The following is a 27,000-nucleotide window of genomic DNA, read 5'->3' as shown; positions in this document are numbered from 1 at the left end:
GTCATCCTCTGGAATGGGGGGATCATACAAGAAGGTTGCGTCCGATCCAACCCAGGCATGCCATTTTTGAGGCACGGATTAATTTTTGTGCAACATACGACCGTGCCGGAAGCCTGCGCGGAACACCGTCTGTGCCGCTGTTTCCGGCGTCTTCGGGACTGGAAGCGCGCGTCCCCGTTCGAACAATTGCGCCTGGGCATGGCGGGCCCTTTTCGCCTCGCTTTCCACCGACTCCAGTGTGTGGGCAGCGGTGGTCGCCAGTGCCGAGCGCCCCCGGGAACTGGTGGATACCGTCAGCATGTACCGATCGGGAATGCGGGGCGCAGTCTGCCATAGCGTGACGCTATGGGCCCAATGGGGATTTCCTATTTGCCGGGTCGGGTTCTTCCGCCGCTTTATGGAGCGGTACACCCCCGGCCCGAGGACCCGCGCGCCATGCTCTGCTTCCACCATCCCGACACAGCCCTGCACCAGCCGCCGCAGTTTCTGGTGCGCGGCCAGCCCCGGCCGGTGCCGGAGCGGCCCGAGCGCGTGGCGGCGGTGCTGGAGGCGCTGCGGGCGCGCGGCGACCGGGTGGAGGATGCGCCGCCCGCCGGCCCCGCCCAGCGCGCCGCCGTCCACACTGCCGAGTATCTGGCCTTCCTGGAGACCGCCTTCGCGCGGTGGTCGGCCCTGCCCGATGCGGCGCCGGTGGTCATTCCCAACGTCCACCGCGGGCCGGACATGCTGTCGTATCCATCCAGCGTGGTCGGGCAGGCGGGATTCCACATGAGTGATACCGCCTGCCCCATCGCCGACGGCACATGGCGCGCCACCGTCGCCGCGTCCGATTGCGCCGTGGCGGCCGCGCGGGCGGTGGCGACGGGCGGGGAGGGGGCGGCCTACGCCCTCTGCCGGCCGCCGGGGCACCACGCCGGCCGCGACATGGCGGGAGGCTTCTGCTACCTCAACCACGCCGCCATCGCCGCCGAGGAAGCACGCCGGCTGCTCGCCGCCCAGGGCCGGCCGCCGCGGGTGGCGGTGCTGGACGTGGACGTGCATCACGGCAACGGCACGCAGGGCATCTTCTGGCGGCGGGATGACGTGTTCTTCGCCTCCGTCCACGGCGATCCGGCTGAGTTCTACCCCTTCATGGCCGGCCATGCGCACGAGCGCGGCGCCGGCGCCGGCCTGGGCGCGACGCTGAACCTGCCGCTGCCCCTGGGATCGTCGGAGGATGCCTTCCTCGACGCGGTGGAGCGGAGCCTGGCGGCGGTGGCGCGGTTCGCGCCGTCGGTGCTGGTGCTGTCGCTGGGGTTCGACACCTTCAAGGACGACCCGCTGGCCGCCTTCGCCGTCACCACGCCCGGTTTCGCGCGCCTGGGTCGGGCCATTGCCGGCGCCGGCCTGCCGACGGTGCTGATTCAGGAAGGCGGCTATGCCGTCGACCACCTGGCGGCGAACCTCTCCAGCTTCCTCGACGGCTTCGAAGGATAGAGCCCTTTTCGATCATACTTTAGAAAACCCGGCCGAACAGGCGCAGCAGCGGGTCGAGCAGCGGTTTCCAGCTCTCCAGCGCCGGCGGCTCGGTGATGCTGTTCTCCAGGTCGCGGTCGAACCGGTCGTTCAGGGCGGCGATGAAGGTCGGGTCCCCGGACGTCACGCCGTTCTCCAGGTTGAGGCGGCTGCTCAGGCGGTCCAGGTTGTGGCTGGAGACGCAGGCCCAGGCGTCGTCCACGATGGCCACCTTTGCGTGCATCATGCGGTGGCGAAAGAAGTGGACGGTGCACCCCGCCCGCACCAGCCGTTCGGCGAAGGCGCGGCCGAGGATGTCCAGCGGCGGATGGTCGCTCACCTCGGGCAGCAGCAGCGTCACCACCACCCCGCGCCGGGCGGCGGCGGTCAGGTGGCGCAGCAGGCGGTGTTCGGGCACGAAGTAGGGTGTGGTCAGCCGCAGGGTGTGCGTCGCCTCGTCGATGCGCTCGAGGACGCAGCGGAACAGGTCGCGGCGGATGGGTTTTTCCGGGCTGTTGACCATGTAGCGGAACGGCCCGTCCTGCCGGTGGTAGACGTCGCGTTCCGCCTCCGCGCGGGTCATGCGGCGCTTGGCCGTGGGATGCTCGGCGCGGCGCCAGGACAGGTCGAACATCTCGGCCATGGGGCGCGGTACGGTACCGCCGACGCGCATGAAGGTGTCGCGCCAGTCGCACATGCGGTCGGTAAAGCAGATGCCGCCGAGCCACGCGACCTCGCCGTCGATGAGGACGATCTTGCGGTGGTCGCGGTGGATGCGCGTCGGCGCCATGAGCACGGCACGCGCCGTCAGCGGATTGTAGAAGCGCACGGTGCCGCCGGCCTCGTGCAGGTCGCGCACCGCGTCCGAGTCCTTCAGCGGCAGGCTTCCGAACCAGTCCAGCAGCACGCGCACCCGCACGCCGGCCCGCGCGCGGTCGGCCATGATGCCCAGGATGCGGCGGCCGATGGCGTCGTTGCCCACGATGTACTGCTCGAAGTCGATGGAACGCCGCGCCGCCGCCAGGTCATCGGCGACGGCCTCCCACGCCTCGGCAACCTCGTGGCACAGGCGGAACGGGGCGGGGCTGTCGGCGGGGTCGCGCGGCTCGGCGAGCAGGGCGCGGGTCATGCAGGGGCTCCGTCGGCGTCGGTAGGCGCGGCGCGGTCGGTTCACGGTCGGTTCAGCAAACCCGACGCGGGAAAAACGCGAGGGCGCGACTTCCGTTCCTCTTCCGGCACGAAAGTCCGAAAGACGTGCAGGGTGCAGGCATCCTGATACCGCAACAGTTCTTCGGTCTGGGTGGGCGCCCGACCTTCGTCGCCTCTCGCTCGCCCTTATTGCGGTTCGTTCAAAGCGTGTCCCCTGCGACAGTTGCCGCGCGAGAGACGAAACGGAGCCCCTGCACATGCCTGCGCAAACCACCGCCGACACCGGCATCCTGAACGTCAACGGTTTCACCGACGCCGAGATCATCGATGCCAGCCGCCTGTCGCTGGCCGTCTACGACCGTCCCGGGTCCGGCCCCACCACCGTCGAGGGCTGGTCGCCGCTGCTCGAAGACCTGACGCTGCCCGACGGCGACCCCGGCACCTTCGACCCCACCACCGGATTCTACATCAACGGCAATGCCTCGGCCGTGGTGATGATGAGCGACGACGGCACGCTCGCCATCAGCTTCGCCGGCACCTCGTCGGAGGAGCCGTGGTACGACATGCTGGAATACTGGACGCTGGATTCCGACCGGTTGCGGTCGCAGTACTTCAACGACCTCAAGGGCCTGGTGGAGACGGTGTTCGACTACGCCATGGGCAACGGCATCTCCGATGTCCTGCTGACCGGCCACAGCCTGGGCGGGGCGGCCACCACCGGCACCTTCGACTGGCTGGAAACCACCGGCAGCACCTATGACGCCCTGAACATCGAGGGGATCACCTTCAACTCGCCGGTCACCGGCTACCATCCCGACAAGCCGATGGTCGAACTGGCCTTCACCAACGACCTGATCGGCGAGATCGTCGGCCAGGACGCCGCCAACGTCATCAACAACATCTGGTACGCCGTGAATCCCAGCGCCGTGGCGCCCGAGTACGATCCCACCAACCCGCTGTCCTACGCCGCGCAGCTGTTCCAGGCATCGACCACGCCGGAACACGACATCACGCGGTTCACCGAATCCTTCCCGGAACTGCTGAAGTCCCCCATCTATGGGGACCTGGGCGCCGACGACTTCCTGATTATCGACAACTTCGACTATGGCGTCTCCGTCGACACCATCACCACCCTCTCGCCCGCCGCCGCCGACATGGTGGCGGCCGCCGACGTGGTCGGCATGCTGGGCGACGACATCGACGACGTGCTGGTGGGCTCGGGCAAGACCGACCTCATGGACGGCCGCGAGGGCAACGACATCCTCAAGGGCCGGCAGGGCGACGACCGCATGTGGGGCGGCGAGGACGACGACGTTCTTTTCGGCAACGGCGGCTCCGACATCCTGAACGGCGAGGAGGGCAACGACCGGCTGGAGGGCGGCGGCGGCAAGGACACCTTCGTTCTGGACGGCGTCTTCGGGCACGACGTCATCGCCGACTGGCGCAACGGCGAGACGCTTTCGTTCACCGATCCCGGCTACGGCGCCGAGATCGGCAACCAAAAGCAGCTCAAGGACTGGGTGGACAGCACCGAGGGTGTCTCCGTGGTTTCCGGCTCGGGCGATCCGCTGACCATCGCCGTGCGCGACGACGGCATGGTGACCTTCGAAAACATCCAGACGTGGGACGACGCGGCCGTGGCGTGACGGCTGACGCGGCGGCGGCGGGCTGGCAGGATGGTCGCATGTCCGCAAGGAGGTGCCCATGATCCGCCGTCCGTCGTCGCCGTCGCCGCGCCTGCCGCTGCCCCTGGTCCTGCTGCTGGCGCTGACCTGCGCGTTGCCCGGCGCCGCGCTCGCCCAGGTGGCCCACGACCTGATGCTCAGCCTGGACCCGGCCAAGGGCCGGCTGGAGGGTACCGACCGCCTGACCCTGCCCGCCGGCCACACCGGGCCGTTGACCCTGACGCTGGGCGAGGGCCTGGCGGTCGAGACCGCCACCGTCGGCGGAGAGCCCGTCGAGGTGCGGCGCGACGGGGAGACGCTGCGGCTGTCCCTGCCGGCGGGGGCGGAGGTGGCGACCATCACCTATGCCGGCACCCTGGCCGCGCCGGAGCCGCCGGGCCTGGCACCGGAGGGAACCTGGCTGCCGGGCGGCTACGCCTGGTTCCCGCGGGCCACCGACGCCGACCGACTGGAGGTCACGGTGATCCTGCCGCCCGGCCAGCGCGCCGCCATGACCGGCGCCCTGGTGGCGGAGGAGGAAACGGCCGAGGGCCGCATGCGCGCCACCTTCCGCGCCTATGCCGGTGAGCCGCCGACCCTGTTCGCCGGTCCCTACGGCGTGACGGAGCGCATGCACGACGGCATTCGCCTGCGCACCTACTTCCACAACGACGTGCCCGGCCGGCTGTCCGGCGCCTACCTGGACGACGTTGCGCGGCACATCGACCATTACGCCGGTGTCATCGGGCCGTACCCCTACGACGGTTTCGCCGTTGTGTCGGCGCCCCATCCGGTGGGGCTGGGTTATCCCGGCATGACCTATGTCTCGCGGCGCATCCTGCACCTGCCGTTCATGCGCACCCAGTCGCTGCCGCACGAGGTGCTGCATGTGTGGTGGGGCAACGCCGTGCGCGTGGCGCCGGGCAGCGGCAACTGGGCCGAGGGGCTGACCACCTACATGGCCGACTACGCCCTGGCCGACCCCGCCCGCAAGGACGCCATGCGCCGCGATTGGCTGCGCGACTACGCCGCCCTGCCGGCCGGGGAAGACCAGCCGCTGACCGCCTTCCGCGGCAAGCTGCACGCCCGCGACCAGGTGACCGGCTACGGCAAGGGCGCCTTCGTCTTCCACATGCTGGAGCGCCGCATCGGCGAGGAGGCTTTCCGTAACGGCGTCGCCGCCGTCTACGCCGACCACCGCGGCGGCACCGCCGGCTGGAGCGACTTCCGCGAGGCGTTCGAGGCGGCGTCGGACATGGACCTGTCGGCCTTCTTCGACCAGTGGTTGACCCGCACCGGTGCGCCCACCCTGGCGCTGGAGGCGGCGGAGGCCGTGGACGGCGGGGTGCGCGTCACCCTGGCGCAGGCCGGCGAACCCTATGCCCTGCGCGTGCCGGTGGAGGTCGAGACGGCGGCGGGAACGGAGCAGCATCTGGTGCCCCTGTCGGCCCGGCGGCGGACGGTCGTGCTGGACACGGATGCCGCGGCCCGAGCGGTGCGGGTCGATCCCGACCACCACCTGTTCCGCCACCTGGCCGAGGGCGAGCGCACGGCCACGCTGCGCGACGTCACCCTGGCCCCGGACGCGCAGGTGGTGGCCCAGGGCCTGCCGGAGACAGCGGAGGAAACGGCCGCGACGCTCGCCGCCCGCATGCTGGGCGCGCGGTCGGTGGACGTGGCGGCGGACTGGGACCGCGACCGCCCGGCCCTGATCGTCGCGCAAGGGGCGCCGCGCGCGGTGGCCGATCGGCTGGGCGTCGCCGCCCCGCCGGAGGTGCCCGAGGACGCCTCGGCCGTCGTCTGGTCGGTCCGGGAAGCCCCCTCTCCGACGCTGGTGGTGGCGGTGCGCGATGCCGCGGCTCTTGAGGCTCTGGTCCGGCCGCTGCCGCACTACGGCCGCGAGAGCTGGCTTGCCTTCCGCGGCGGAGAGGCCATTGCGAGAGGGTCCTGGGAGCCGAAGGCGGAGAACGCCCTGGCACGGCGGCTGTAGCCCGCCGCCCCACCCGGACGCATGGCGCGGTCGTGGAATTAGGTGTTGCATTCGCGGGCGTCGGGGGCTAAGTCCCGACCGACTTCCCGCGCGTGCGCGCGACCACTCCGCCGGGTAGGGTCTGCGACCGGCGGACCATCGCCCGCGCCGCATGCCAGGGCGGCGCGGGGACAGGGAACCGACGATGTATCATGGCTCCTCGGCGGCGGCTCCGGCCGATCCGCCGCCGTTCCAAAGTGCGTTCACCTACGCCCTGCGCGCCGCCACCGAGGCGGCGGCCGTGGCCGCGCGCGCGTGGCTGAGCGAGGGCGATCGGCCCGGCGCCGCCCGCGCAAGCGCCGAGGCCATGCGCCGGGCGCTGGGCACCCTGGCCCTGAACGGCACGCTGGTGGTGGGCGACGAGGCCGATGTCGCGGGGCCCGTCCTGCCGCCGGGCCTCGTGCTGGGCAAGGCCGATGCGGCGGATGCCTTCGACATCGCCGTCGACCCGGTGGAGGGGACGTCCTACCTGGCCCAGGGCGGGCTGAACAACGCCCTGTCCGTGCTGGCGCTGGCACCCGCCGGCAGCCTGTTCCGCCCCGGTCCCGCCTTCTACATGGAAAAGTTGGCCGGTCCGCCCGCCGTGGTGGGGCGCATCGATCCGGCCGCGCCCGTGGCGGAGCGCCTGCGCTGCCTGTCCGACGCCCTGGACAAGCCGGTGGGCGAACTGGTCGTCTACGTTCAGGAAAAGCCGCGCCATCGCCGCCTGGTGGAGGCCATCCAGGCGACCGGCGCCGGAGTCGCCCTGCACGCCGCCGGCGACGTGGCCGGCGCGCTGATGGCTGCCATTCCGGGTTCGGGCGTCGATGCCATGATGGGCACCGGCGGCACGCCGGAGGGCGTCATCACCGCCTGCGCGATCAAGGCGCTGGGCGGGTCCTTCCACGGCCGCATCAATCCGCAGCTCAACACGGAGCGCATGGCCGTTTCCGCCGCAGGCATGGACACGGATCGCTGGATGAGCCTGGACGACATGGTGTCCGCTCCGGCGCGTTCCCTGCATTTCTGCGCCACCGGCATCGCCAACGGGCTGCTTCTCAACGGTCCGGCGGAAACGCCCGAGGGCCTGTGCCTGCAAACCCTGCTGGTGGGCGGCGGGCTGTCGGGGCGGCAGGTGCTGACGTCGTGGGTGCGCAATCCGGGAGCGGGGCGATGAGCGCGACGGCCGTGCCCTTTCCCGGCATGACGCAGCCGGGGGCCGTGCTCGACCGGCCCATCATTCTGGGGATCGTCGGCGACAGTGCGGCCGGCAAGTCCACCTTCGCCGCCGGTGTGGCCCAGATCCTGGGGGCGGAGCGGGTCACGGTCATCTCGCTGGACGACTATCACCGCCACGACCGCGCCGAGCGCAAGGCGCTTGGCCTGTCGGCCCTGGACCCGCGCGCCAACCACATGGACATCATGGAGCAGCACCTGCGCCTCCTGCGCCAGGGGCAGCCCATCCTCAAGCCCGTCTACGACCATTCCGACGGCAGCCTGAAGGCGCCGCAGTACGTGCGGCCTGGGGATTACGTCATCGTCGAGGGGTTGCACGGCTACACCACGCGGGCCATGCGCGACTGCTATGACGTCAAGGTCTACCTGGAGCCGGAAGAGGACCTGCGCGTTCGCTGGAAGATCGACCGCGACACCAGCCAGCGCGGCTATGACGAGTCCGAGGTGCGCGAGTCGCTCCAGACCCGCGCGTCGGACAGCGACCTCTACATCCTGCCGCAGCGCACCTTCGCCGACATGGTGGTGAAGTTCGTCCGCCCCGAGGGCCGGTTCGACGAGACGGGGCCGCACCTGAACGTGCGCCACACCCTGCGCCCGACGTTGCCGCACCCCGATCTTTCGCCCATCCTGGAAGGCTCCAAGGACAAGGTGTCCCTGACGCTGGCGCGGGATATCGACGGCAAGCCCGTCGACGAACTTGAAATCTCCGGCGATCTGGATAACAAGCGGGCCAAGGCGATCGAGGACCTGTTGTGGAACCTGATTCCGGAGGCCAGCCACCTGCGCGCCAACCTGGGCCAGTACATGGACGACCGCGAGCACCGGGCCAAGATGAGCCACCCGCTGGCGCTGTCGCAGCTGATGATTACCTATCACCTGGTCAAGGCGGCCATGGGCCACTATGCCATCTGAGCCATCCGGCCCAAGCACCGACCCGTCGTTTCAGCACATCGCGCCGACCTGCACCGCACCACGGAAAGTGAGAGAATGACCGATACCGCCACCAAGAGCCCCGTCGACATCCGGAAGATGGCCAACGCCATTCGCTTCCTGTCCATGGACGCCGTGCAGAAGGCGAACAGCGGCCACCCCGGCATGCCCATGGGCATGGCCGACGTCGCGGCCGTCCTGTTCACCCGTTTCGCCAAGGTCGACCCCACCGCGCCGCGCTGGCCGGATCGCGACCGCTTCGTGCTGTCGGCCGGTCACGGCTCCATGCTGCTCTATTCCCTGGCCTACCTGCTGGGCTACAAGGACGTGGACATCGAGCAGATCCAGAACTTCCGCCAGCTGGGCGCCCGCACCGCCGGCCACCCGGAATACGGCCACGTCGACTTCGCCGAGACCACCACCGGCCCGCTCGGCCAGGGCATCGCCAACGCCGTCGGCATGGCGCTGGGCGAGCGCATGATGAACGCCCGCTTCGGGTCGGACCTTGTCGACCACTACACCTGGGTGATCGCCGGCGACGGCTGCCTGATGGAAGGCATCAGCCAGGAAGTCGTCTCGTTCGCCGGTCACCAGAAGCTGGGCAAGCTGGTGGTGTTCTGGGACGACAACCAGATCACCATCGACGGCGAGACCTCCAAGGCGACCAGCGAGGACCAGCTCAAGCGCTTCGAGGCCGCCCACTGGCACACCCAGGCCGTCGACGGCCATGACCCCGAGGCCGTCGCCGCCGCCATCGAGAAGGCCAAGAGCGACCCGCGCCCCAGCCTGATCGCCTGCCGCACCGTCATCGGCTACGGCGCGCCGTCGCTCGCCGGCACCGCCAAGACCCACGGCGCGCCGCTGGGCGAGGCCGAGATCAACGCCACGCGCGAGGCGCTCGACTGGCCGCACGCGCCCTTCGAGGTGCCCGAAGACGTTCTGAACGCCTGGCGCGCCGCCGCCGAGCGCGGCACCAAGGCCCGCCGCGCCTGGGAGCAGACGGTGGACGCCGAGCCCGCCGACAAGCGCGAGGCCTTCTTCGATTTCGTCGCCGGCAAGCTGCCCAAGGGCTGGGAGCGCGGCCTGGACGACTACAAGAAGAAGTGCGCGGAAGATCAGGTGAAGGTCGCCACCCGCAAGGCCAGCCAGCAGTGCCTGGAGCACATCGTGCCGGCCCTGCCGCAGATCGTCGGCGGCTCCGCCGACCTGACGGGGTCGAACCTCACCAACACCAAGCAGATGAGCGGCGTCGAGGCCGGCCACTATGCCGGCAACTACGTCTACTGGGGCGTGCGCGAGCACGGCATGGCCGCCATGATGAACGGCCTCGCCCTGCACGGCGGCTTCATCCCCTACGGCGGCACGTTCCTGGTCTTCACCGACTACCTGCGCCCGGCGCTGCGCATGTCGGCGATCATGAACCAGCGCGTCGTCTACGTGATGACGCACGACTCCATCGGCCTGGGCGAGGACGGCCCGACCCACCAGCCGGTCGAGCACCTGGCGTCCTTGCGTGCCATGCCCAATGTGCTGGTCATGCGCCCGGCGGATGCCATCGAGACCGCGGAGTGCTGGCAGATCGCCCTGCACACCGACGATCAGCCGAGCGTGCTGGCCCTGTCGCGCCAGAACCTGCCGACCATCCGCCAGTACACCCCGGAAAACCAGTGCGCCAAGGGCGGCTACGTCCTCAGCGAGCCCGAGGACGGCACGCGCGACTGCACCATCATCGCCACGGGGTCTGAGGTGCAGCTTGCCCTGACCGCGCAGGTCATGCTGAACAACGTCGGCATCAAGGCGGCCGTGGTCTCCATGCCCTGCCAGGAGCTGTTCGACCAGCAGCCCACCGACTACCGCCAGCAGGTGCTGGGCAAGGGCGTCTTCCGCGTCGCCGTCGAGGCTCTGTCGACCTACGGCTGGGAGAAGTACGTGGGCGACGACGGCGCGGTCATCGGCATGCGCCAGTTCGGCGCCAGCGGTCCGGCCGACCAGCTCTATCAGTTCTTCGGCATCACCGCCGAGGCCGTGGCCGACGTGGTGACCGCCCGGCTGAAGCGCTGATCCGCTTTCACGGCCGCCTCCGGGACCCCGGGGGCGGCCGTGGTGCTTTACTCTTTAGGTCATTTATCGGGAGACACGTACCATGGCCCTCATTTCCCTGCGCCAGCTTCTCGACCACGCCGCCGAGCATTCCTACGGCATGCCGGCCTTCAACGTGAACAACATGGAGCAGGTGCTGGCGATCATGAACGCCGCCAAGAAGGTGGACGCGCCGGTGATCCTGCAGGCCAGCCGCGGCGCCCGCGGCTATGCCGGCGACATCATGATCAAGCACATGATCCTGGCCGTCGCCGAGATGTACCCCGACATTCCCGTCTGCATGCACCAGGACCACGGCAACAGCGCCGCGACCTGCCTGTCGGCGATCTCGGCCAACTTCACCTCGGTGATGATGGACGGCTCGCTGGAGGAAGACGCCAAGACGCCGGCATCTTATGAATACAATGTCGACGTTTCGCGCAAAGTCGCCGAGATGGCCCACATGGTCGGCGTGTCCGTCGAGGGCGAGCTGGGCTGCCTCGGCTCGCTCGAGACCGGCTCCGGCGAGAAGGAGGACGGCCACGGCTTCGAGGGCACGCTCGACCGCGAGTCGCTGCTGACCGACCCCGAGCAGGCCGCCGACTTCGTCGCCCGCACCAAGGTGGACGCGCTCGCCGTCGCCATCGGCACCAGCCACGGCGCCTACAAGTTCACCCGCAAGCCCACCGGCGACATCCTCGCCATGGACACGGTGAAGAAGATCCACGCCCGCCTGCCGGACACCCACCTGGTGATGCACGGCTCCTCGGCCGTTCCGCAGGACCTGCAGGACCTCATCAACGCCCACGGCGGCGCCATGCCGCAGACCTACGGCGTGCCCGTGGAAGAGGTGGTCGAGGGCATCAAGCACGGTGTCCGCAAGGTCAACATCGACACCGACTGCCGCATGGCCATCACCGGCACCATCCGCAAGGTGTTCCAGGAAAAGCCGGCCGAGTTCGACCCGCGCAAATACCTGAAGCCGGCCATGGAAGCCATGCAGAAGGTCTGCGAGGACCGTTACGAGCAATTCGGTGCCGCCGGCATGGCCAGCAAGATCAAGGCGATCCCGCTGTCCGACATGGCCAAGCGCTACGCCGCCGGCGAACTGGACCCGAAGGTCAAGGCCGGCGCTCCGGCCGCCGCCGAGTAAGGTCTGTTGTTGCCCGCCCGTCCTGGAGTTCGTGCTTCGGGGCGGGCGGGTGTTTATTTGGGCCACAAAGACACAAAGAACACCAAGAAACCGGGAGAACGCGCTACAGCGGATGTTGGTGGGTGAGCAGGACGGCGGCTTCGCCGCAATTCTTCTATCGCCGCATCCGCTGACTCAAGGCGTCGCCGTCAGCACATCCTCTTGGTGTTCTTTGTGTCTTGGTGGCTATCACCGCACCCCCTCTCCCCCTTGAGCACAGAGCCTCCAGCCATGTCCGTGAACATCGCCCCGTCCATCCTGTCCGCCGATTTCGCCAAGCTGGGCGAGGAGGTCCGCGCCATCGACGCCGCCGGGGCCGACTGGGTCCATGTGGACGTGATGGACGGCCACTTCGTCCCCAACATCACCATCGGCCCGGACGTCGTGAAGGCCCTGCGGCCGCACTCCGACAAGGTGTTCGACGTCCACCTGATGATCGACCCGGTCGACCCCTACATCGAGGCCTTCGCCAAGGCCGGCGCCGATTACATCACGGTCCATGCCGAGGCCGGCGTGCACCTGGACCGCACGCTGCAACTCATCCGCAGCCATGGCAAGAAGGCCGGCGTGTCGCTGAACCCGGGAACCCATGAAAGCTGCCTAGAATACGTGCTCGACCGCCTGGACCTGGTGCTGGTCATGAGCGTCAATCCCGGCTTCGGCGGCCAGTCCTTCATCGAGAGCCAGGTGGAAAAGGTCCGCCGCATCAAGCAGATGATCGGCGACCGCCCCATCGAGCTGGAAGTGGACGGCGGCGTGAACCCCGAGACCGCGAAGCGCTGCATCGCGGCCGGCGCGACGGCGCTGGTGGCGGGCTCCGCCGTGTTCAAGGGCGGCCCCGACGCCTACGCCGGCAACATCGCCGCCCTGCGGGGGTAAGGCGGCCGCCGCGCCGCCACGCCGCCACGCCGCCGCGCGCTACCGCAACAGGGTCGCCAGCGCGTCGGCCACTGCGACGGTGGCCCGCTTGAGGTCGTCCAGCACCAGTTTTTCGTCGGCGCGGTGGGCGTTGGCTTCCAGCAGGGTGCGCGGCCCGGCGCCGTAAAGGACGGTCGGCACCCCCGCCGCCGCGTAGTGGCGGGCGTCTGTATACAGCGGAATGCCGGTCGTGCCGATGTCCGTCCCGAAGGCCGCCGTCGCCGCCTCGGCAAAGGCGGCGGCCAGGCGGTCGGAGCCCTCCACCGGCCCGAAAGGCTCGGCCAGCATGATCCGGCGGACGTCCACCGAGACCTCGGGGAACACCTCGGCCGCCTCGCGGATCAGCGCCTCGATCTCGCCCTGCGCCGCCTCGGCGGTCTCTTCCGGGATCATGCGGCGGTCGATGCGCAAGGTCACCTTGTCGGGCACCACGTTGGTGTTGATGCCGCCCGAGATCAGGCCCACCACCAGGGTCGGCGAGCCGATGCCCGGCACCGCGCTCTTGCGCTCCGCCAGCCGCGCCCGCCCGGCATAGAGGGCCGACAGGATGCCGGTCGCCGCTTCCATGGCGTCGACGCCCGAGTCCGGCTGCGCGGCATGGGCGGAGCGGCCGCGCACCGTCACCTCCAGGTGCAGACAGCCGTTGTGCGCCGTGACCACCTGATAGGAAAAGCCGGCGGACACCGCGTAGTCCGGCTTGGAAATACCCTCGTCCAGCAGCCACTTGGGGCCGATGGCGCCGCCGGCCTCCTCGTCGTAGGTCAGGTGCAGTTCCGCCGTGCCGCGCAATCCGTCCGCGCCAACCTGCTCCAGCGCCCTCAGGGCATAGGCGTAGGTGGCGAAGTCGGACTTGGAGACGGCGACGCCGCGCCCGTACATGACGCCGTCCTCCACCGCCGCGCCGTAGGGGTCGCGGGTCCAGCCGTCGCCCGGCGCCACCACGTCGCCGTGGGCGTTGAGCGCAATCACCGGCCCGCCATCGCCATCGCCGTCGCCGTCGCCGCCGAAGCGCTTGCGCACCACCAGGTTGGTGGCACGGATCATGCCGTTGGCCTTCACCAGGTCGTCGGGAACGGCGTGGCGCTCGACCGTGAAGCCCATGGCCTCCAGCAGGTCGGCGGCGCGCTCGGCGTGGGGCAGGCAGTCGCCCGGCGGGTTGTCGGAGGGCACCTTGACCAGTTCCGCCAGGAACCGGGTCTGCTCGGCGTGCAGGGCGTCCACTGCGCGGGTCAGGGCGGCGCGGCGGGCGGCGGTGTCGGTCATGGGCGAGGCTCCTGGGGATGGAAGGGCGGCCGCTCGGCCAGCAGGGCGAGGGCGTCGGACAGTACGTCGGCGGCCACGGCCACATCCTCGGCCGTCACGCTTTCCGCCGGGTTGTGGGAAATGCCGCCGGCGCAGCGCACGAACAGCATGGCGACGTCGCACAGGTCCGCCATGGCCATGGCATCGTGGCCGGCGCCGCTCATCAGGCGGTGGGCAGGCAGGCCGTGGTCCTCCACCGTCTCGGCCAGCAGGTCGGTCAAGGCCGGGGAGCACGGGCAGGCGTCGTTCTCGTGCAGGGTCTCGGCGGCCAGCGTCAGGCCGCGCCGGGCGGCGATCATCTGAATCCGCCCGCGCAGGTTCTCCAGCGCGCTTTCGCGGGCGGCGTCCCCGGCGGCGCGCAGGTCGACCGTGAAGCGCGCCCGGCCGGGCACCACGTTCACCGCGCCGGGGGCAACCTCCAGCACGCCGACGGTGGCCACCACGCCGTGCTCCTGCGCCACCGACTCCACCGCCAGCACGGCCTCCGCCGCGCCGGCCAGGGCGTCGCGCCGGGCGTCCATGGGCACGGTGCCGGCGTGGCCGGCCTCGCCGCCCAGGGTGAAGGCGAGGCGGGTGGCGCCGGCGATGGCGGTGACCACGCCCACCGGCAGGTTGAGGCGCTCGAGCACCGGGCCCTGCTCGATGTGAACCTCCAGGTAGGCCCGCACCCGCGCCGGATCGAGGGCTGCTTCGCGCCACCCATCCGGCGCCAGCCCGAAGGCCTCCAGCGCCTGGGCGAGCGTGGTGCCGCCGGCGTCGGTGGCGGACAGGGCGGCCTCGTCCAGCGTGCCGGCGAGCGCGCGGCTGCCCAGCAGGGTGCGGGCGAAGCGGACCCCTTCCTCGTCGCCGAAGCCCACCACCTCCACCGCGAACGGCAGGCGGCGGCCGGCGGCGTTGAGCCGCGCCACGGCGTCGATGCCCAGCAGCACGCCCAGCATGCCGTCATAGCGCCCGGCGTCGCGCACCGTGTCCAGGTGGCTTCCGATGACGACCGCCGGCGCGTCCGGCTCCGCGCCCTCGTAGCGGCCGATGAGGTTCGCCATGCCGTCCATGCGGACCGTCATGCCGGCGGCCTCCATCCAGCGGCGCACCTCCGCCGCCGCCGATGCGTGAACGGGGGTGAGGAAGGTGCGGGTCAGGCGGCCCGGTTCCTCCGTATGGGCGGCGAGGGCGTCGCAGCGCGCAAGGACGGTCTCGGCCGAGGGGGCGGCGGTCATGTGGTGACGATCCCGAGCCAGATTGTCGACAATTGGCGACAACCGTAGCCGCTGCCGCTCTGATGGGCAAGAGGCGGTTGATCTTCGCTCCTGCACAAATCTTCGGCAGGCGGCGCGGCTTGTGCCGGCCGGCCCTCGCGGCCATCCTGGGAGCGCAATCACGGGAGGATGAAGCGTGCGGATCGGTTCAACAATGGCGCGGCTGGCCCTTGCCGCCGCGCTGGCGGCTGTGCCGGCGGCGGGCGCGGTGGCGGCCGAGGCCCTGGTCATCGCCCATCGCGGGGCGTCGGGCATGCTGCCGGAGCACACGCTGGCGGCCAAGGCCGCCGCCCACGCGCTGGGGGCGGACTGCATCGAGCAGGACGTGGTGTTGACCGCCGACGGCGTGCCCATCGTCCTGCACGACATCCACCTGGACACGACGACGAACGTCGCCGCCGTCTTCCCCGACCGCGCCCGCGACGACGGCCGGTACTACGCCGCCGATTTCACGCTGGCGGAGGTGCGCCGGTTGTCGGTGACCGAGCGGCGCGACCCGGATACCGGCGCGGCGGCTTTCCCTGGGCGCTTTCCGGTGGGGCAGGCGCGGTTCTTCGTGCCGACCCTGGCGGAGGAGTTGCAGCTTATCCAGGGTATGGACGCGGCGACGCGGCGGACCACCTGCGTTTATCCCGAGATCAAGGCGCCCGCCTTCCATCGGGCGGAAGGGCTGGACGTCTCTGCCGCCACGCTGGCGGTGCTGCGCGATCATGGGTATGCGGATGAGGGCGATCCGGTCTTCCTTCAGACCTTCGATTTCCAGGAACTCAAGCGCCTGCGCCGGGACCTGGGCTGGCGGGGGCGGCTGGTGCAGTTGATCGGCGAGAACCGGTGGGGGATCGCGCCCGGCACCGATTACGACCACCTGCGCACGCCCGAGGGGCTGGCCGAGGTGGCGCAGGTCGCCGACGGCATCGGGCCGTGGATTCGGCAGGTGGCGACGGGCGCCGGCGTGACATCGCTGGTCGCCGACGCTCACGCCGCCGGGCTGGTGGTGCATGCCTACACCGTCCGCGCCGACCGCCTGCCGCCGGGCATGCCCGACCTGGCGGCGCTGGTCCGCCTGCTGGTGGTGGAGGCGGGCGTCGACGGGCTGTTCACCGACTTCCCCGGCCGTACCCGCGCCGCGCTGGAGACTCTGGCGCCGGTGGACTGACCATCCGGCAGGGCCGGTGCCGAGCTTTCCGCAAGGCTAGAATAAACAAAAGGATGTTTCCGTGCTGCAAAATGTAACTTGTAGGAGATCATGTAAATAGCATAGCGGTCACGCCTTTAGTTTTTTGCGAGGAAGTTAAAAGTAAGAACAATCCTTCCTGTACTGTGAACCTAATTTTGCTTGTGGCGTTTGTTCGACACGGAGCCATCGCCGGCGCCGCCTGCCGGGTGCGGCGGGACGCAGCGGTGGCGCTCACCGTCCAAGGAGAACATCACCATGCGTCATTTTGCGACCGCGACCGCCATCGCCGCCCTGTTCGCCGCCATGCCGGCTGTGGCCCAGCAGCAGGGTTCACAGCAGCAGCAGCCGCAACAGCAGCAGCAGCAGGCACAAAGCGGCCAGCAGCAGGGCCAGGTGGCCCAGCAGGCCAAGAAATTCGCCGAGGACGCCTATGTGGGCAACCGCCTGGAGATCGCCCTGGGCGAGGCAGCCCGGCAGCAGGCGCAGAACCAGCAGGTCAAGGACTTCGGCCAGCAGATGGTTCAGGATCACGGCGAAGCCAACAAGAAGCTGAACCCCATCATCGAGAACCTGGGCATTCAGGCCCCGACCGAGCTGCCGCAGGACAAGCAGCAGACGGTCGACCAGATGAAGCAGAAGCAGGGCCAGGAGTTTGACAAGGCCTACATGCAGAAGATGGTCGAGGAACACCAGAAGGACGTCGACCTGTATAAGAAGAACGCCGAGCAGCTTCAGAATGAGGAGCTGAAATCCTACGCCCAGAACACCCTCTCTACCCTGGAACAGCACCTGCAGAAGGCGCAGCAGATCAGCCAGCAGGTCGGCGCCATGGCGCAGTCCGGCCAGCAGCAGCAGGGCCAGCAGCAGCAGGGCCAGCAGGGCCAGAAGCAGCAGGCTCAGCAGCAGCAGGGCCAGCAGGGCCAGCAGCAGACCGCCGAGGCCCAGGGGACCGACGTGATCGTCGAGCAGGGCGCGCCCAAGGTGGGCGTCGACCAGCCCCGGCCCGAGGTGACCGTTGTGGACCCCGAGCCCAAGGTGCAGGTCGAGACGCCGGAGCCTCAGGTGACCGTCGATCAGCCCAAGCCCGAGGTTCAGGTCGAGCAGGCCGAGCCGAAGGTCACCATGGACAAGGCTGAGGGCGCCGACGTGAAGATGGTGGAGCGCGAAACCACCACGACCGGCGAACAGCAGCAGGCTCAGCAGCGTCAGCCGCAGGACCAGCAGCAGGCCGAGACGCAGCAGCGTCAGCAGCAGGACCAGCAGCAGGCCGAGACGCAGCAGCGTCAGCCGCAGGACCAGGAACAGACGGCCATGGAAGAGGCCGGCCAGGAGGTCGAGCAGACCGCCGAGCAGGCCGGGCAGGAAATGGAGCAGGCCGGCGAAAGCACCGTGCAGACGACCGAGCAGACCGCTGAGCGGGTGACCGGTCAGGATCAGCAGAGCGCCAGGCTGCCCAACCTGGAAGGCATCGTCGGCATGTCCGTCTACGGTCAGAACAACGAGGAGGTCGGCGAGGTCTCCGAGGTGCTGATGGACCCGCAGGGCAAGGTCGAGCGTGTGGTCATCGACCGTGGCGGCTTCCTGGGCATCGGCGAGAAGGAAATCGCCATCGGGATGGACAAGCTGCAGATGCAGCAGGACCGCCTGATCGTCAACATGACCGACCAGCAGATCTCCGAGATGCCGGAATACGAGGGGCAGTAAGCGTCGCCGCGCATCTTTAAGTGTTGCTCCTAACGGAAAGGCCCGCCGGATCATCTCCGGCGGGCCTTTTCATGCCGTGGCGGGCGGGACTGTCAGTCCGCCACCTTCACCACCAGCTTGCCGAAGTTGCGGCCCTCAAGCAGGCCCATGAAGGCTTCCGGCGCGTTCTCCAGCCCCTCGGCCACGTCCTCGCGATAGGTGATGTCGCCGTTGGCGACCCAGGGGGTCATGTCCTTCAGGAACTCGGGGTAGCGGGGCTGATAGTCGAAGATGATGAAGCCCTGCACCTTCAGCCGCTTGACCAGCACGTTGCGCAGCAGAATGGGCGTGCGATCCGGCCCTTCCGGCAGGCCGGTCAGATTGTAGTTGGCGATCAGCCCGCACAGCGGAATGCGCGCGCCCGTGTTCAGGCAGGGCAGGATCGCGTCCAGCACCTTGCCGCCGACGTTCTCGAAATAGACGTCGATGCCCGCATCTCCGGCCGTGTTCTTCAGCGTTTTGGCGAAGTCCTCGGCGCGGTGGTCGACGCAGGCGTCGAAGCCGAGCGTTTCCGTCGCGTAGCGGCACTTTTCCGCGCCGCCGGCGATGCCGATGACGCGGCAGCCTTTCAGCTTGGCGATCTGCCCGACCACCGAGCCCACGGCGCCGGTGGCGGCGGCGACGGCGACCGTCTCGCCCGGCTGGGGCCGGCCGATGTCCAGAAGCCCGATGTAGGCCGTGAAGCCCGGCATCCCGAGCACGCCCAGCGCGTAGGACGGCCGCGCCATGTCGCGGTCCAGCTTCTGAACGCCCGTGCCGTCTGACACCGCGTAATCCTGCCAGCCCGTGTAGGCCAGCACGAGGTCGCCGGCGGCAAATCCGTCCAGGTTCGACTCCTCCACCCGGCAGACGGTGCCGCCGCACATCACCGCGTCCACCTCCACCGGCGGCGCGTAGGACGGCGCGTCGCTCATCCGCCCGCGCATGTAGGGGTCGAGCGACAGCCACAGCGTGCGCAGCAGCATCTCGCCGGGGCCGGCGGCGGGAACCTCCACCTCCTCCAGGCGGAAGTTCTCGGGCGTGGGCGCGCCCTGCGGACGGCTGGCGAGGACGATGCGGCGGTTCTTGGCGGCCATGAAGGCGTCTCCTGCTTGAAAGTTTGGTGCCGCCTCAGGTGGGACGCCCCGCCGCCCGCCGAAAGGGCCATTCCGGGCGTTGATCCCCAGGACGCCACCACCACCGAGGGGAGCCTTCCATGATCCGACTCTTCGCCCTCGCCGCCGTCGCCGCGGCCGCCGCCCTGTCCGCCACCCCGGCCGCCGCCCAGGATGCGCGCGGGCCGCTGACCATCGTCACCTGGGGCGGCGCCTACACGGCCAGTCAGATGCGCGCCTACGTGAACCCCTTCCGCGAAACCTCCGACCGCTGGGTGAAGGTGGAAACCTATGCCGGCGGCCTGGAAGAGGTGCGCCGCCAGGTGGCATCGCTGAACGTCACCTGGGACGTGGTGGACCTCAACCTGTCCGATGCCGTGCGCGGCTGCCGCGAGGGGCTGCTGGAAACCATCCCCACCGACATTCTGCCGCCCGCGCCCGACGGCACCCCGGCCGCAGAAGATTTCTTGGAGGCCGCGCTTCAGGACTGCGCCATCGGTCAGAACGTCTTCGCCACCGTCATCGGCTATGACCCCAATCGGCTGCCGCGGCGGCCGGATTCGGTAGCCGCGTTCTTCAACACCGACGACTATCCCGGCAAGCGCGGCGTGCGCTCCAACCCGCGGGTGGTGCTGGAATGGGCGCTGCTGGCCGATGGCGTGGCGCCGGAAGATGTCTACGCCACGCTTGGCACCGACGACGGGCTGGAGCGCGCCTTCAACCGGCTCGACTCCTTGCGCGGCAACATCGTCTGGTGGGACGCGCCGGACGAGGCGGTCGATCTGCTGGACCGGGGTCGCGTGGTGATGACCCAGACCTACAACGGGCGGGTCCAGGACGCCATGGACCGCGGCGCGGACTACGAGATCCTGTGGGACGGCGCGGTGCGCGACGTGGAGCTGTGGGGCATCCCCAAGGGCAGCCGCGACCGCGAGGACGCCCTGGACTTCATTGCCTTTGCCTCGCAGCCCGCGCGCATGGCCGAGCAGGCCCGCCACATCGCCTATGGCCCGGTGCGCGAGTCGGCCTTGGCCATGCTGTCGCAGGGCGAACGCGCCGACCTGCCCACCGCCCAGGAAAACGCCCGCCACGCGCTGTGGGCCGACGAGCAGTGGTGGGCGGAGAACCAGGCCCGCATCAACGCCCGCATGATTCAGTGGCGGCAGGGCGGCCCGCTCATGACGCCTTTGAAGGGCACGGCCCGCTAATCCTTTCGGAGGGGCTTGCGCCGGATGAAAAAGCCTGTGAGACTTCCTCGGGTAAATGAGGGTGTACTAACGATCCGACCGCGCGGCGTCTCCGCTCCGGCCGGGCGGAACCCAGGAGGCCGAGCCCATGGCCGCCCCAGCGCAAGCCCCTACCTCCGGCACGCTCGTGATCCGCAATGTCGGACTGATGCTGTCGGGTGATCTGGCGAACCCCATCCTGGACGCCGACTGCATCGTCTGCGTCGACGGGCGCATCCATGCGGTCGGGCGGGAGCGGGACCTGGACACCGACCGCGCCGACCGGGTGGTGGACGCCCACGGCACCACCGTCGCGCCCGGCCTCATCGACAGCCATGTGCATCCGGTGCTGGGCGACTGGACGCCGCGGCAGAGCCAGTTCAACTGGATCGACAGCTTCCTCAACGGCGGGGTGACCACCATGGTCTCTGCCGGCGAGGTTCACACGCCCGGCCGCCCCAAGGACATTCCCGGCCTCAAGGCCATGGCGATCTTCGCCCAGCGTTCCTTCCTCAACGCCCGCCCGGCGGGGGTGAAGGTGCACGCCGGCGCGCCGGTCATCGAACAGGGCATGACGGAGCAGGACTTCAAGGACCTGGCCGACGCCGGCGTGAAACTGCTGGGCGAGGTCGGGCTCGGTGGCGTCAAGCAGGGCGAGGAAGCCCGCCAGATGGTCGCCTGGGCCCGGAAATACGGAATCCAGAGCACCATCCACACCGGCGGCCCCTCCATCCCCGGATCGGGCCTCATCGACGCCGACGTGGTGCTGGAGGCCGACGCCGACATCATCGGCCACATCAACGGCGGCCACACGGCCCTGCCGCAGGATCAGGTGCGCTGCCTGTGCGAAAGCTGTTCGCGCGGGATCGAGATCGTCCATAACGGCAACGAGAAGATGGCCCTGTTCGCCATGCGCACCGCCTTCGAGCTGGGCGCGCCGGAGCGGGTGATCCTGGGCACCGACAGCCCGGCCGGCTCGGGCGTGCAGCCGCTCGGCATCCTGCGCATGGTGGCCATGCTGTCCAGCCTGGGCGACGTGCCGGCGGAAACGGCCTTCTGCTTCGCCACCGGCAACACCGCCCGCATGCGCGAGTTGGATTGCGGGCTGATCGAGCCCGGCCGGGCGGCGGACTTCGTCATCATGGACCGCGCCCAGCACACCGCCGGCAAGGACATCCTGGACAGCGTGCGGCTCGGCGACCTGCCGGGCATCAGCATGACCATCATCGACGGCGTGGTGCGCACCGGCCGGTCGCGCAACACGCCCCCGGCAGAGCGGCTGGCGGAACTGGTTGCGCCCGGCTAGCCGCGCCGTTGCACACGTTTCCCATCCCGCGCCGGGTGCTGCTCCTCCACACTCCCTCCCAGCCCCGGCACGGAGCCTGACGGGGGCGCCCCGAGCCGCCCCGCCCCGGCGCCCCCGTCCTTTCTTTTCTGGTCCCGAGGAGCCTTCGGATGGCCGAGTACCTGCGTGCCCGAACGGTCGATGAAGCGCTGGAGGCGCTGGCGCGCAAGCCGTTCCGCATCCTGGCGGGCGGGACGGACGTCTATCCGGCCGCCGTCGGCGGACCCATCCGCGACCCCATTCTCGATATCTCGGGCCTCTCGGCGTTGCGCGGCATCACGCGGGAGGCGCAAGGCCACTGGCGCATCGGCGCGCTGACCACCTGGACGGACGTTCTGCGCGCCGACCTGCCGTCCTGGTTCGACGGCCTGAAGTTGGCCGCGCGCGAAGTCGGCGGCGTGCAGATTCAGTCCGCCGGCACGGTGGCGGGCAACGTCTGCAACGCGAGCCCCGCCGCCGACGGCGTGGTGCCGCTGATGGCCATGGACGCGGCGGTGGAGGTTTCGGGCGCGACTGGAACGCGGGTGGAGCCGCTGGACGCCTTCATCACCGGCCCGCGCCAGACCAACCGCCAGCCGGGGGAACTGGTGACGGCCCTGCTGATCCCCGACGTTGACGCGCCGGGGGTGTCGGATTTCCTGAAACTGGGGGCGCGGCATTATCTGGTGATCTCCATCGCCATGGCCGCCGTCGTCCTGCACCGCGATCCCGAGTCGCGGCGGATCGTGCGCGCCGGTGTGGCGGTGGGCTCGTGCTCGCCGGTCGCCCGCCGCCTGCGCGGGCTGGAGGCGGCCTTGTGCGACGCCGAGGCCGGCGCGCTGCTGGAGGATTTGGTGGAGGAAAAGCACTTCGCGGTGCTCTCGCCCATCGACGACGTGCGCGCCACCGCCGGCTACCGGCGCGGGGCGGCGCGGACGCTGGTGCGCCGGGCGCTCCGTACCTGCCGGGGGGCGCTGGCATGACCTTCGACAGCCCCGCCGTCACCATCGCGTTTACGATCAACGGCACGCCCGCCCGCCTCGTGACCCAGCCCCTGCGCCGGCTCACCCAGGTGCTGCGGGAAGACATGGGACTGCGCGGCACCAAGGTCGGCTGCGACGCCGGCGATTGCGGCGCCTGCACGGTCCTGCTGGACGGCGAGCCGGTCTGCGCCTGCATGGTCCACGCCGGCCGCCTGGACGGCGCGACGGTGGAAACGGTGGAAGGACTGGCGCGCGACGGCGTGCCCGATGCCCTGCAATCGGCCTTCCTGCGACTCGGGGCGGCGCAGTGCGGCATCTGCACGCCGGGAATGCTCATGAGTGCCACCGCCCTCCTGCGCCGCACCGCCCGGCCGACGGAGGCCGAGGTCAAGGATGCGCTGGGCGGCGTGCTGTGCCGCTGTACGGGCTATTCCAAGATCATCCAGGCCGTCATGGCCGCCGGCGGGGCATTGCCGGAGGCCGCGCGGGCGGAGGCCGGGCGGGCGGTGGGCGCGCGGCTCGACCGGGTGGACGGACTGCCCAAGGTTCTGGGCTCCGACCTCTTCGGCGACGACTTCCCGCCCCTCGATGCCCTGACGGTGCGCGTGGTGCGCAGCCCCTATCACCACTGCGCGGTCAAGCTGGGCGACGTGGAAAGCTGGCGCCGCGCGCATCGTGGCGTGGAAGCGGTGCTGACCGCCGATTACATTCCCGGCCGCAACTGCTTCGGCGTCATCCCGCCGCTGGCCGACCAGCCCGTCTTCGCCCGCACCCGCTGCCGCTTCAAGGGCGAGGCGGTGGCGGCGGTCGTTGGCCCGGCGGCGGTGGTCGACGCGCTGGACCTGTCCGACTTCCCCGTCACCTGGACCGAGAAGCCGGCCCTGCTGACGCCCGAGGACGCGCTTGCCGAGGGGGCGGAGGCCGTCCACCCGGAGCGGCCGGGCAACGTGTTGGTGCGCGGCCTCGTGCGGCGCGGGGAGCCGGAAACGGCCCTGGCCGCCGACGATGTGGTGACGGTCTCCGGCACCTATTCCACGGGCTTCATCGAACACGCCTACATCGAGCCCGAAGCCGGCTGGGCGCGGCGCGTCGGCGATCGGCTGGAGATCGCCGCCTGCACCCAGGCCCCCTACATGGACCGCGACGACACCGCCGCCATCATGGGGCTGGCGCCGGAAGCCGTGCGCATCCTGCCGACAAGCGTCGGCGGCGGCTTCGGGTCGAAGCTGGACCTGTCGGTGCAGCCCTTCCTCGCCCTGGCGGCCTGGGTCACGGGCAAGCCGGCACGCATGGCCTACACCCGGCCGGAGAGCATGGCGACCACCACCAAGCGCCACCCCGCCCGCATCACCGCAACCGTCGGCGCCACTCGCGACGGCAGGCTGGCGGCGATGACCTTCCAGGGCACCTTCAACACCGGCGCCTATGCCTCCTGGGGCCCGACGGTGGCGAACCGGGTGCCGGTTCATGCCTCCGGCCCCTACCTGCATCCGGCCTATGAGTGCCGGTCGGTGGCCGTCCACACCCACTGCGCCCCGGCCGGCGCCTTCCGGGGCTTCGGCGTGCCGCAGTCGGCGGTGGCGCAGGAAACCCTGTTCGACGAACTGGCCGATGCGGTGGGGCTCGACCCGCTGGAGTTCCGCCTGCGCAACGCGCTCACCAACGGCCAGCCCACCGTGACGGGGCAGGTCTTCCAGCAGGGTGTCGGCATCCGCGCCTGCTTCGAGGCCCTGCGCCCGGCGTGGGAGAAGGCTCGGGCGCAAGCGGAGGCGTTCAACGCCGCCTCCGACGGCAGGATCAGGCGCGGCGTGGGCGTCGCCGGCATGTGGTACGGCTGCGGCAACACCTCCCTGCCCAACCCGTCGACCATCCGCGTCGGGCTGAAGGCGGACGGGCGGCTTGTGCTGCATCAGGGCGCGGTGGATATCGGCCAGGGCTCCAACACCGTCATCACGCAGATTTGCGCCGATGCGCTGGGGCTGCCGGTGGAGCGCTTCACGCTGGTGGGTGCGGATACCGACCTGACACCCGACGCCGGCAAGACATCGGCCAGCCGCCAGACCTTCGTCACCGGCAAGGCGGCGTTCCTGGCCGGGCGGGCGCTGCGGACGGCCATCCTCCAGCGGCTCAACGCGCGGGACGACTCGCCCCTGGTCCTCGATGGTACCTGCCTGCGCGCCGGTGACCGGGAACTGGACCTGTCCACGCTTGAGGCCGACGCAAACGGTTTCGTGCTGAAGGCCGAGGAAACCTTCGACCCGCCGACCGCGCCGCTGGATGAGAACGGCCAGGGCGAGCCCTACGCCGCCTTCGGCTGGGGCGCCCATGTGGCCGAGGTGGAGGTGGACACGGAGCTGGGCCGCGTTTTCGTTCGCAAACTCACCTGCGCCCACGACGTCGGCCGCGCCATCAACCCGACGCTCATCGAGGGGCAGGTGGAAGGCGGCTCGGCGCAGGGCCTCGGCCTCGCGCTGATGGAGGAGTTCATTCCGGGCCGGACGGAAAACCTGCATGACTACCTGATCCCCACCGTCGGCGACATGCCTGAAATCGAAACCATCCTGGTGGAAGATCCCGACGCCCACGGGCCCTACGGCGCCAAGGGCATCGGCGAGCAGGTCTTGATCCCGACCGCGCCGGCTATCCTCAACGCCATCCGCCACGCCACCGGCGTGCTGATCCGCGACCTGCCGGCGACGCCCGACCGCGTCCGCGCCGCCATCAAGGGGAGGGGGTGACCATGCCCGAAGCCGGCCCCGCCACCGCCGACGGCAAGATCCGCTGCGATGCCTGCCCTGTCATGTGCTACATCGCCGAGGGCAGGGCCGGCGCCTGCGACCGCTACGCCAACGTCGGCGGCGACCTGACCCGCGTCGACCCGCTGGTGATCCTGGAGGAAGCCGGCGAGGACCGCGCCGTGGTGCCCTTCCTGGCCTCCGACGCCGAGTGGGACGGCGACATGCTGAACACGGCGGAACGGTTCGTCACCGCCGTCGGCGCCGGCACCACGTACCCCGACTACAAGCCCGCCCCCTTCATCGTCGCGAGCGAGGTCGACGGCGTGGACATGGTGACGGTGGTGACGGAGGGCATCTTCAGCTATTGCGGCGCCAAGGTGAAGATCGACACCGACCGCCACCTCGGCCCCGAACGCGCGCTGGTGCGCCGCGACGGGGAGCCGGTGGGCCATGTCACCACCGGCGAATACGGCTCGCAGATGCTGTCCATCGGCGGGGTCAATCACCTGACCGGCGGCGGCAAGAGGGAAGGCCGCGTCACCTGCGATGCGATCATGGACCTGTGCAACCGCGAGGCCGTCGACCTGACCATCGACGGCGGCGCGTCCGTCACCGTTCAGGCGGGGCAGGCGCCCGTGGTGGACGGAGAGCGCGAGAACCGGATGCGCGTGGGCTGCGGCTCGGCCACCATCGGCATGTTCGCCCGCCAGTGGCGCGACCATGTGGACGAGGTGGTGGTGGTCGACGATCACATCACCGGCGTGCTGTCGGAACATCAGGCCGGCAAGGTGCTGGACGTGCCGCCGACCGGCATCAAGATCAAGGGCCGTCGCTCCACCCCCGGCCGCTATTTCCAGGTGGCCGAGCCGGGCACCGGCTGGGGCGGGACCAACATCACCGACCCGCTGACCATCCTGGGCGACTTCAATCCCAAGCAGGCTTGGCCGGGGCTGACCATGCTCATGGTCTCCACCACCGGCGATCACTCCGCGTACTATGTGCTCGACGACGACCTGAAACCCCGGCGCCGCGACCTGCCCGACGCCATGCGGTTTTCCGTGGAGCGAATCCAGGAGAACTGCGAGCCGGCGCTGTGCTCGGTGATGTTCATCGGCGGGGCCGGGGGCTCGCTGCGGGCGGGCGTGACGGAAAACCCGGTCAAGCTGACGCGGTCGGTCAAGGACACGCTGACCTATGTGTCCAGCGGCGGTGCGCCGGTCTTCGTCTGGCCCGGCGGCGGCATCACCTTCATGGTGGACGTCACCAGAATGCCGGAACGGTCCTTTGGCTACGTGCCGACACCTGCCATCGTCGCCCCCATCGAGTTCACCATGCGGCTCGCCGACTATCAGGCGCTCGGCGGGCACATGAAGGCGGTGGTGCGGCTGGAAAAGGTGCGCGACGTCGCCCGCAAGCGAAACCTGGCGGCCAGCACGGACAATCCGTGGCCCATGGACCGCCTCAACTTCCGCTGGCGCGGATAGGGA

19 protein-coding genes are annotated in these 27,000 nt (G+C 70.0%); 15 read left to right on the top strand and 4 right to left on the bottom strand.

What is annotated here, in order from left to right; translation table 11 throughout:
* Nucleotides 1-435: 435 nt before the first annotated feature.
* Nucleotides 436-1,476, top strand: a complete 1,041-nt coding sequence (locus LG334_RS19260) for a histone deacetylase family protein (protein ID WP_404380563.1) — start codon at nt 436-438, stop codon at nt 1,474-1,476.
* Between the two features lie 19 nt (nt 1,477-1,495).
* Here the strand turns inward: LG334_RS19260 and LG334_RS19255 are convergent, their stop codons facing one another.
* Entirely contained in the window at nt 1,496-2,623 is a 1,128-nt protein-coding gene (locus tag LG334_RS19255) for a phosphatidylserine/phosphatidylglycerophosphate/cardiolipin synthase family protein (protein WP_404380561.1), read from the bottom strand.
* 277 nt (nt 2,624-2,900) lie between these two features.
* Between LG334_RS19255 and LG334_RS19250 the strand changes: the two genes are divergently transcribed.
* The 7 genes from LG334_RS19250 to rpe all read left to right on the top strand — a co-directional run bounded on the left by LG334_RS19250 (nt 2,901) and on the right by rpe (nt 12,631).
* Nucleotides 2,901-4,289, top strand: coding sequence for a hypothetical protein (locus LG334_RS19250; RefSeq protein WP_404380559.1), 1,389 nt, complete (start codon nt 2,901-2,903; stop codon nt 4,287-4,289).
* 58 nt (nt 4,290-4,347) lie between these two features.
* On the top strand, nt 4,348-6,297 hold the full coding sequence (locus LG334_RS19245) for a M1 family metallopeptidase (protein ID WP_404380557.1): 1,950 nt from the start codon (nt 4,348-4,350) through the stop codon (nt 6,295-6,297).
* A gap of 184 nt (nt 6,298-6,481) precedes the next feature.
* Entirely contained in the window at nt 6,482-7,492 is a 1,011-nt protein-coding gene (locus LG334_RS19240) for a fructose-bisphosphatase class II (protein WP_404380555.1), read from the top strand.
* The gene (locus tag LG334_RS19235) at nt 7,489-8,463 is read left to right on the top strand and encodes a phosphoribulokinase (RefSeq protein WP_404380553.1); all 975 of its coding nucleotides are present in this window, start codon (nt 7,489-7,491) and stop codon (nt 8,461-8,463) included. The genes LG334_RS19240 and LG334_RS19235 overlap by 4 nt, the downstream gene beginning before the upstream one ends.
* A 75-nt stretch (nt 8,464-8,538) precedes the next feature.
* Nucleotides 8,539-10,542: a transketolase gene (gene tkt / locus LG334_RS19230; protein ID WP_404380551.1), complete on the top strand. Its 2,004-nt coding sequence runs from the start codon at nt 8,539-8,541 to the stop codon at nt 10,540-10,542.
* Nucleotides 10,543-10,624: 82 nt separating this feature from the next.
* Complete coding sequence (gene fba, locus LG334_RS19225; RefSeq protein ID WP_404380549.1) at nt 10,625-11,713, top strand: class II fructose-bisphosphate aldolase; 1,089 nt, start codon at nt 10,625-10,627, stop codon at nt 11,711-11,713.
* A gap of 270 nt (nt 11,714-11,983) precedes the next feature.
* A complete protein-coding gene (rpe, locus tag LG334_RS19220) occupies nt 11,984-12,631 on the top strand; it encodes a ribulose-phosphate 3-epimerase (RefSeq protein ID WP_404380547.1) in 648 nt (215 codons plus the stop codon).
* A gap of 39 nt (nt 12,632-12,670) precedes the next feature.
* Here the strand turns inward: rpe and LG334_RS19215 are convergent, their stop codons facing one another.
* Nucleotides 12,671-13,933: a M20/M25/M40 family metallo-hydrolase gene (locus tag LG334_RS19215; RefSeq protein ID WP_404380545.1), complete on the bottom strand. Its 1,263-nt coding sequence runs from the start codon at nt 13,931-13,933 to the stop codon at nt 12,671-12,673.
* Nucleotides 13,930-15,189, bottom strand: coding sequence for an allantoate amidohydrolase (locus tag LG334_RS19210; protein ID WP_404380543.1), 1,260 nt, complete (start codon nt 15,187-15,189; stop codon nt 13,930-13,932). The genes LG334_RS19215 and LG334_RS19210 overlap by 4 nt, the downstream gene beginning before the upstream one ends.
* A gap of 175 nt (nt 15,190-15,364) precedes the next feature.
* Here LG334_RS19210 and glpQ point away from each other — a divergent pair, with 175 nt between their 5' ends.
* Nucleotides 15,365-16,384 (top strand): glycerophosphodiester phosphodiesterase, encoded by a 1,020-nt coding sequence (gene glpQ, locus LG334_RS19205; protein ID WP_404380541.1) that lies wholly within the window; start codon nt 15,365-15,367, stop codon nt 16,382-16,384.
* 276 nt (nt 16,385-16,660) lie between these two features.
* Nucleotides 16,661-18,109 carry a DUF4142 domain-containing protein gene (locus tag LG334_RS19200; protein WP_404380539.1) on the top strand — a complete coding sequence of 483 codons (1,449 nt, stop codon included), beginning with the start codon at nt 16,661-16,663 and terminating at the stop codon, nt 18,107-18,109.
* A 92-nt stretch (nt 18,110-18,201) separates the two neighbouring features.
* Here the strand turns inward: LG334_RS19200 and LG334_RS19195 are convergent, their stop codons facing one another.
* Complete coding sequence (locus LG334_RS19195) at nt 18,202-19,224, bottom strand: NADP-dependent oxidoreductase (RefSeq protein WP_404380537.1); 1,023 nt, start codon at nt 19,222-19,224, stop codon at nt 18,202-18,204.
* Between the two features lie 119 nt (nt 19,225-19,343).
* On the opposite strand from LG334_RS19195, the gene LG334_RS19190 reads away from it, so the two are divergent.
* From LG334_RS19190 to LG334_RS19170, 5 genes are all read left to right on the top strand, one after another.
* The gene (locus LG334_RS19190) at nt 19,344-20,450 is read left to right on the top strand and encodes an ABC transporter substrate-binding protein (protein ID WP_404380535.1); all 1,107 of its coding nucleotides are present in this window, start codon (nt 19,344-19,346) and stop codon (nt 20,448-20,450) included.
* Between the two features lie 127 nt (nt 20,451-20,577).
* The gene (locus LG334_RS19185) at nt 20,578-21,774 is read left to right on the top strand and encodes an amidohydrolase family protein (protein WP_404380533.1); all 1,197 of its coding nucleotides are present in this window, start codon (nt 20,578-20,580) and stop codon (nt 21,772-21,774) included.
* Nucleotides 21,775-21,923: 149 nt separating this feature from the next.
* Entirely contained in the window at nt 21,924-22,775 is an 852-nt protein-coding gene (locus LG334_RS19180) for an FAD binding domain-containing protein (RefSeq protein WP_404380531.1), read from the top strand.
* A complete protein-coding gene (locus LG334_RS19175) occupies nt 22,772-25,513 on the top strand; it encodes a molybdopterin-dependent oxidoreductase (protein WP_404380529.1) in 2,742 nt (913 codons plus the stop codon). Before LG334_RS19180 ends, LG334_RS19175 begins: the two co-directional genes overlap by 4 nt.
* A gap of 2 nt (nt 25,514-25,515) precedes the next feature.
* Entirely contained in the window at nt 25,516-26,997 is a 1,482-nt protein-coding gene (locus tag LG334_RS19170) for a 6-hydroxynicotinate reductase (RefSeq protein ID WP_404380527.1), read from the top strand.
* Nucleotides 26,998-27,000: the final 3 nt, after the last annotated feature.

The sequence above is a fragment of the Caenispirillum salinarum genome, from assembly GCF_044803115.1.
GTDB classification, from domain to species: domain Bacteria; phylum Pseudomonadota; class Alphaproteobacteria; order Rhodospirillales; family Rhodospirillaceae; genus Caenispirillum; species Caenispirillum salinarum_A.
The sequence above is the reverse complement of the archived record's forward strand: the minus strand, read 5'-3'. Positions and strand labels throughout refer to the sequence as shown.

Excerpts from the sequence above, each read along its gene's own strand:
- LG334_RS19260 (WP_404380563.1), top strand. The coding sequence starts at position 436 with ATGCTCTGCTTCCACCATCCCGACACAGCCCTGCACCAGCCGCCGCAG.
- LG334_RS19255 (WP_404380561.1), bottom strand. The coding sequence starts at position 2,623 with ATGACCCGCGCCCTGCTCGCCGAGCCGCGCGACCCCGCCGACAGCCCC.
- LG334_RS19250 (WP_404380559.1), top strand. The coding sequence starts at position 2,901 with ATGCCTGCGCAAACCACCGCCGACACCGGCATCCTGAACGTCAACGGT.
- LG334_RS19245 (WP_404380557.1), top strand. The coding sequence starts at position 4,348 with ATGATCCGCCGTCCGTCGTCGCCGTCGCCGCGCCTGCCGCTGCCCCTG.
- LG334_RS19240 (WP_404380555.1), top strand. The coding sequence starts at position 6,482 with ATGTATCATGGCTCCTCGGCGGCGGCTCCGGCCGATCCGCCGCCGTTC.
- LG334_RS19235 (WP_404380553.1), top strand. The coding sequence starts at position 7,489 with ATGAGCGCGACGGCCGTGCCCTTTCCCGGCATGACGCAGCCGGGGGCC.
- tkt (WP_404380551.1), top strand. The coding sequence starts at position 8,539 with ATGACCGATACCGCCACCAAGAGCCCCGTCGACATCCGGAAGATGGCC.
- fba (WP_404380549.1), top strand. The coding sequence starts at position 10,625 with ATGGCCCTCATTTCCCTGCGCCAGCTTCTCGACCACGCCGCCGAGCAT.
- rpe (WP_404380547.1), top strand. The coding sequence starts at position 11,984 with ATGTCCGTGAACATCGCCCCGTCCATCCTGTCCGCCGATTTCGCCAAG.
- LG334_RS19215 (WP_404380545.1), bottom strand. The coding sequence starts at position 13,933 with ATGACCGACACCGCCGCCCGCCGCGCCGCCCTGACCCGCGCAGTGGAC.
- LG334_RS19210 (WP_404380543.1), bottom strand. The coding sequence starts at position 15,189 with ATGACCGCCGCCCCCTCGGCCGAGACCGTCCTTGCGCGCTGCGACGCC.
- LG334_RS19200 (WP_404380539.1), top strand. The coding sequence starts at position 16,661 with ATGCGTCATTTTGCGACCGCGACCGCCATCGCCGCCCTGTTCGCCGCC.
- LG334_RS19195 (WP_404380537.1), bottom strand. The coding sequence starts at position 19,224 with ATGGCCGCCAAGAACCGCCGCATCGTCCTCGCCAGCCGTCCGCAGGGC.
- LG334_RS19190 (WP_404380535.1), top strand. The coding sequence starts at position 19,344 with ATGATCCGACTCTTCGCCCTCGCCGCCGTCGCCGCGGCCGCCGCCCTG.
- LG334_RS19185 (WP_404380533.1), top strand. The coding sequence starts at position 20,578 with ATGGCCGCCCCAGCGCAAGCCCCTACCTCCGGCACGCTCGTGATCCGC.
- LG334_RS19180 (WP_404380531.1), top strand. The coding sequence starts at position 21,924 with ATGGCCGAGTACCTGCGTGCCCGAACGGTCGATGAAGCGCTGGAGGCG.
- LG334_RS19175 (WP_404380529.1), top strand. The coding sequence starts at position 22,772 with ATGACCTTCGACAGCCCCGCCGTCACCATCGCGTTTACGATCAACGGC.
- LG334_RS19170 (WP_404380527.1), top strand. The coding sequence starts at position 25,516 with ATGCCCGAAGCCGGCCCCGCCACCGCCGACGGCAAGATCCGCTGCGAT.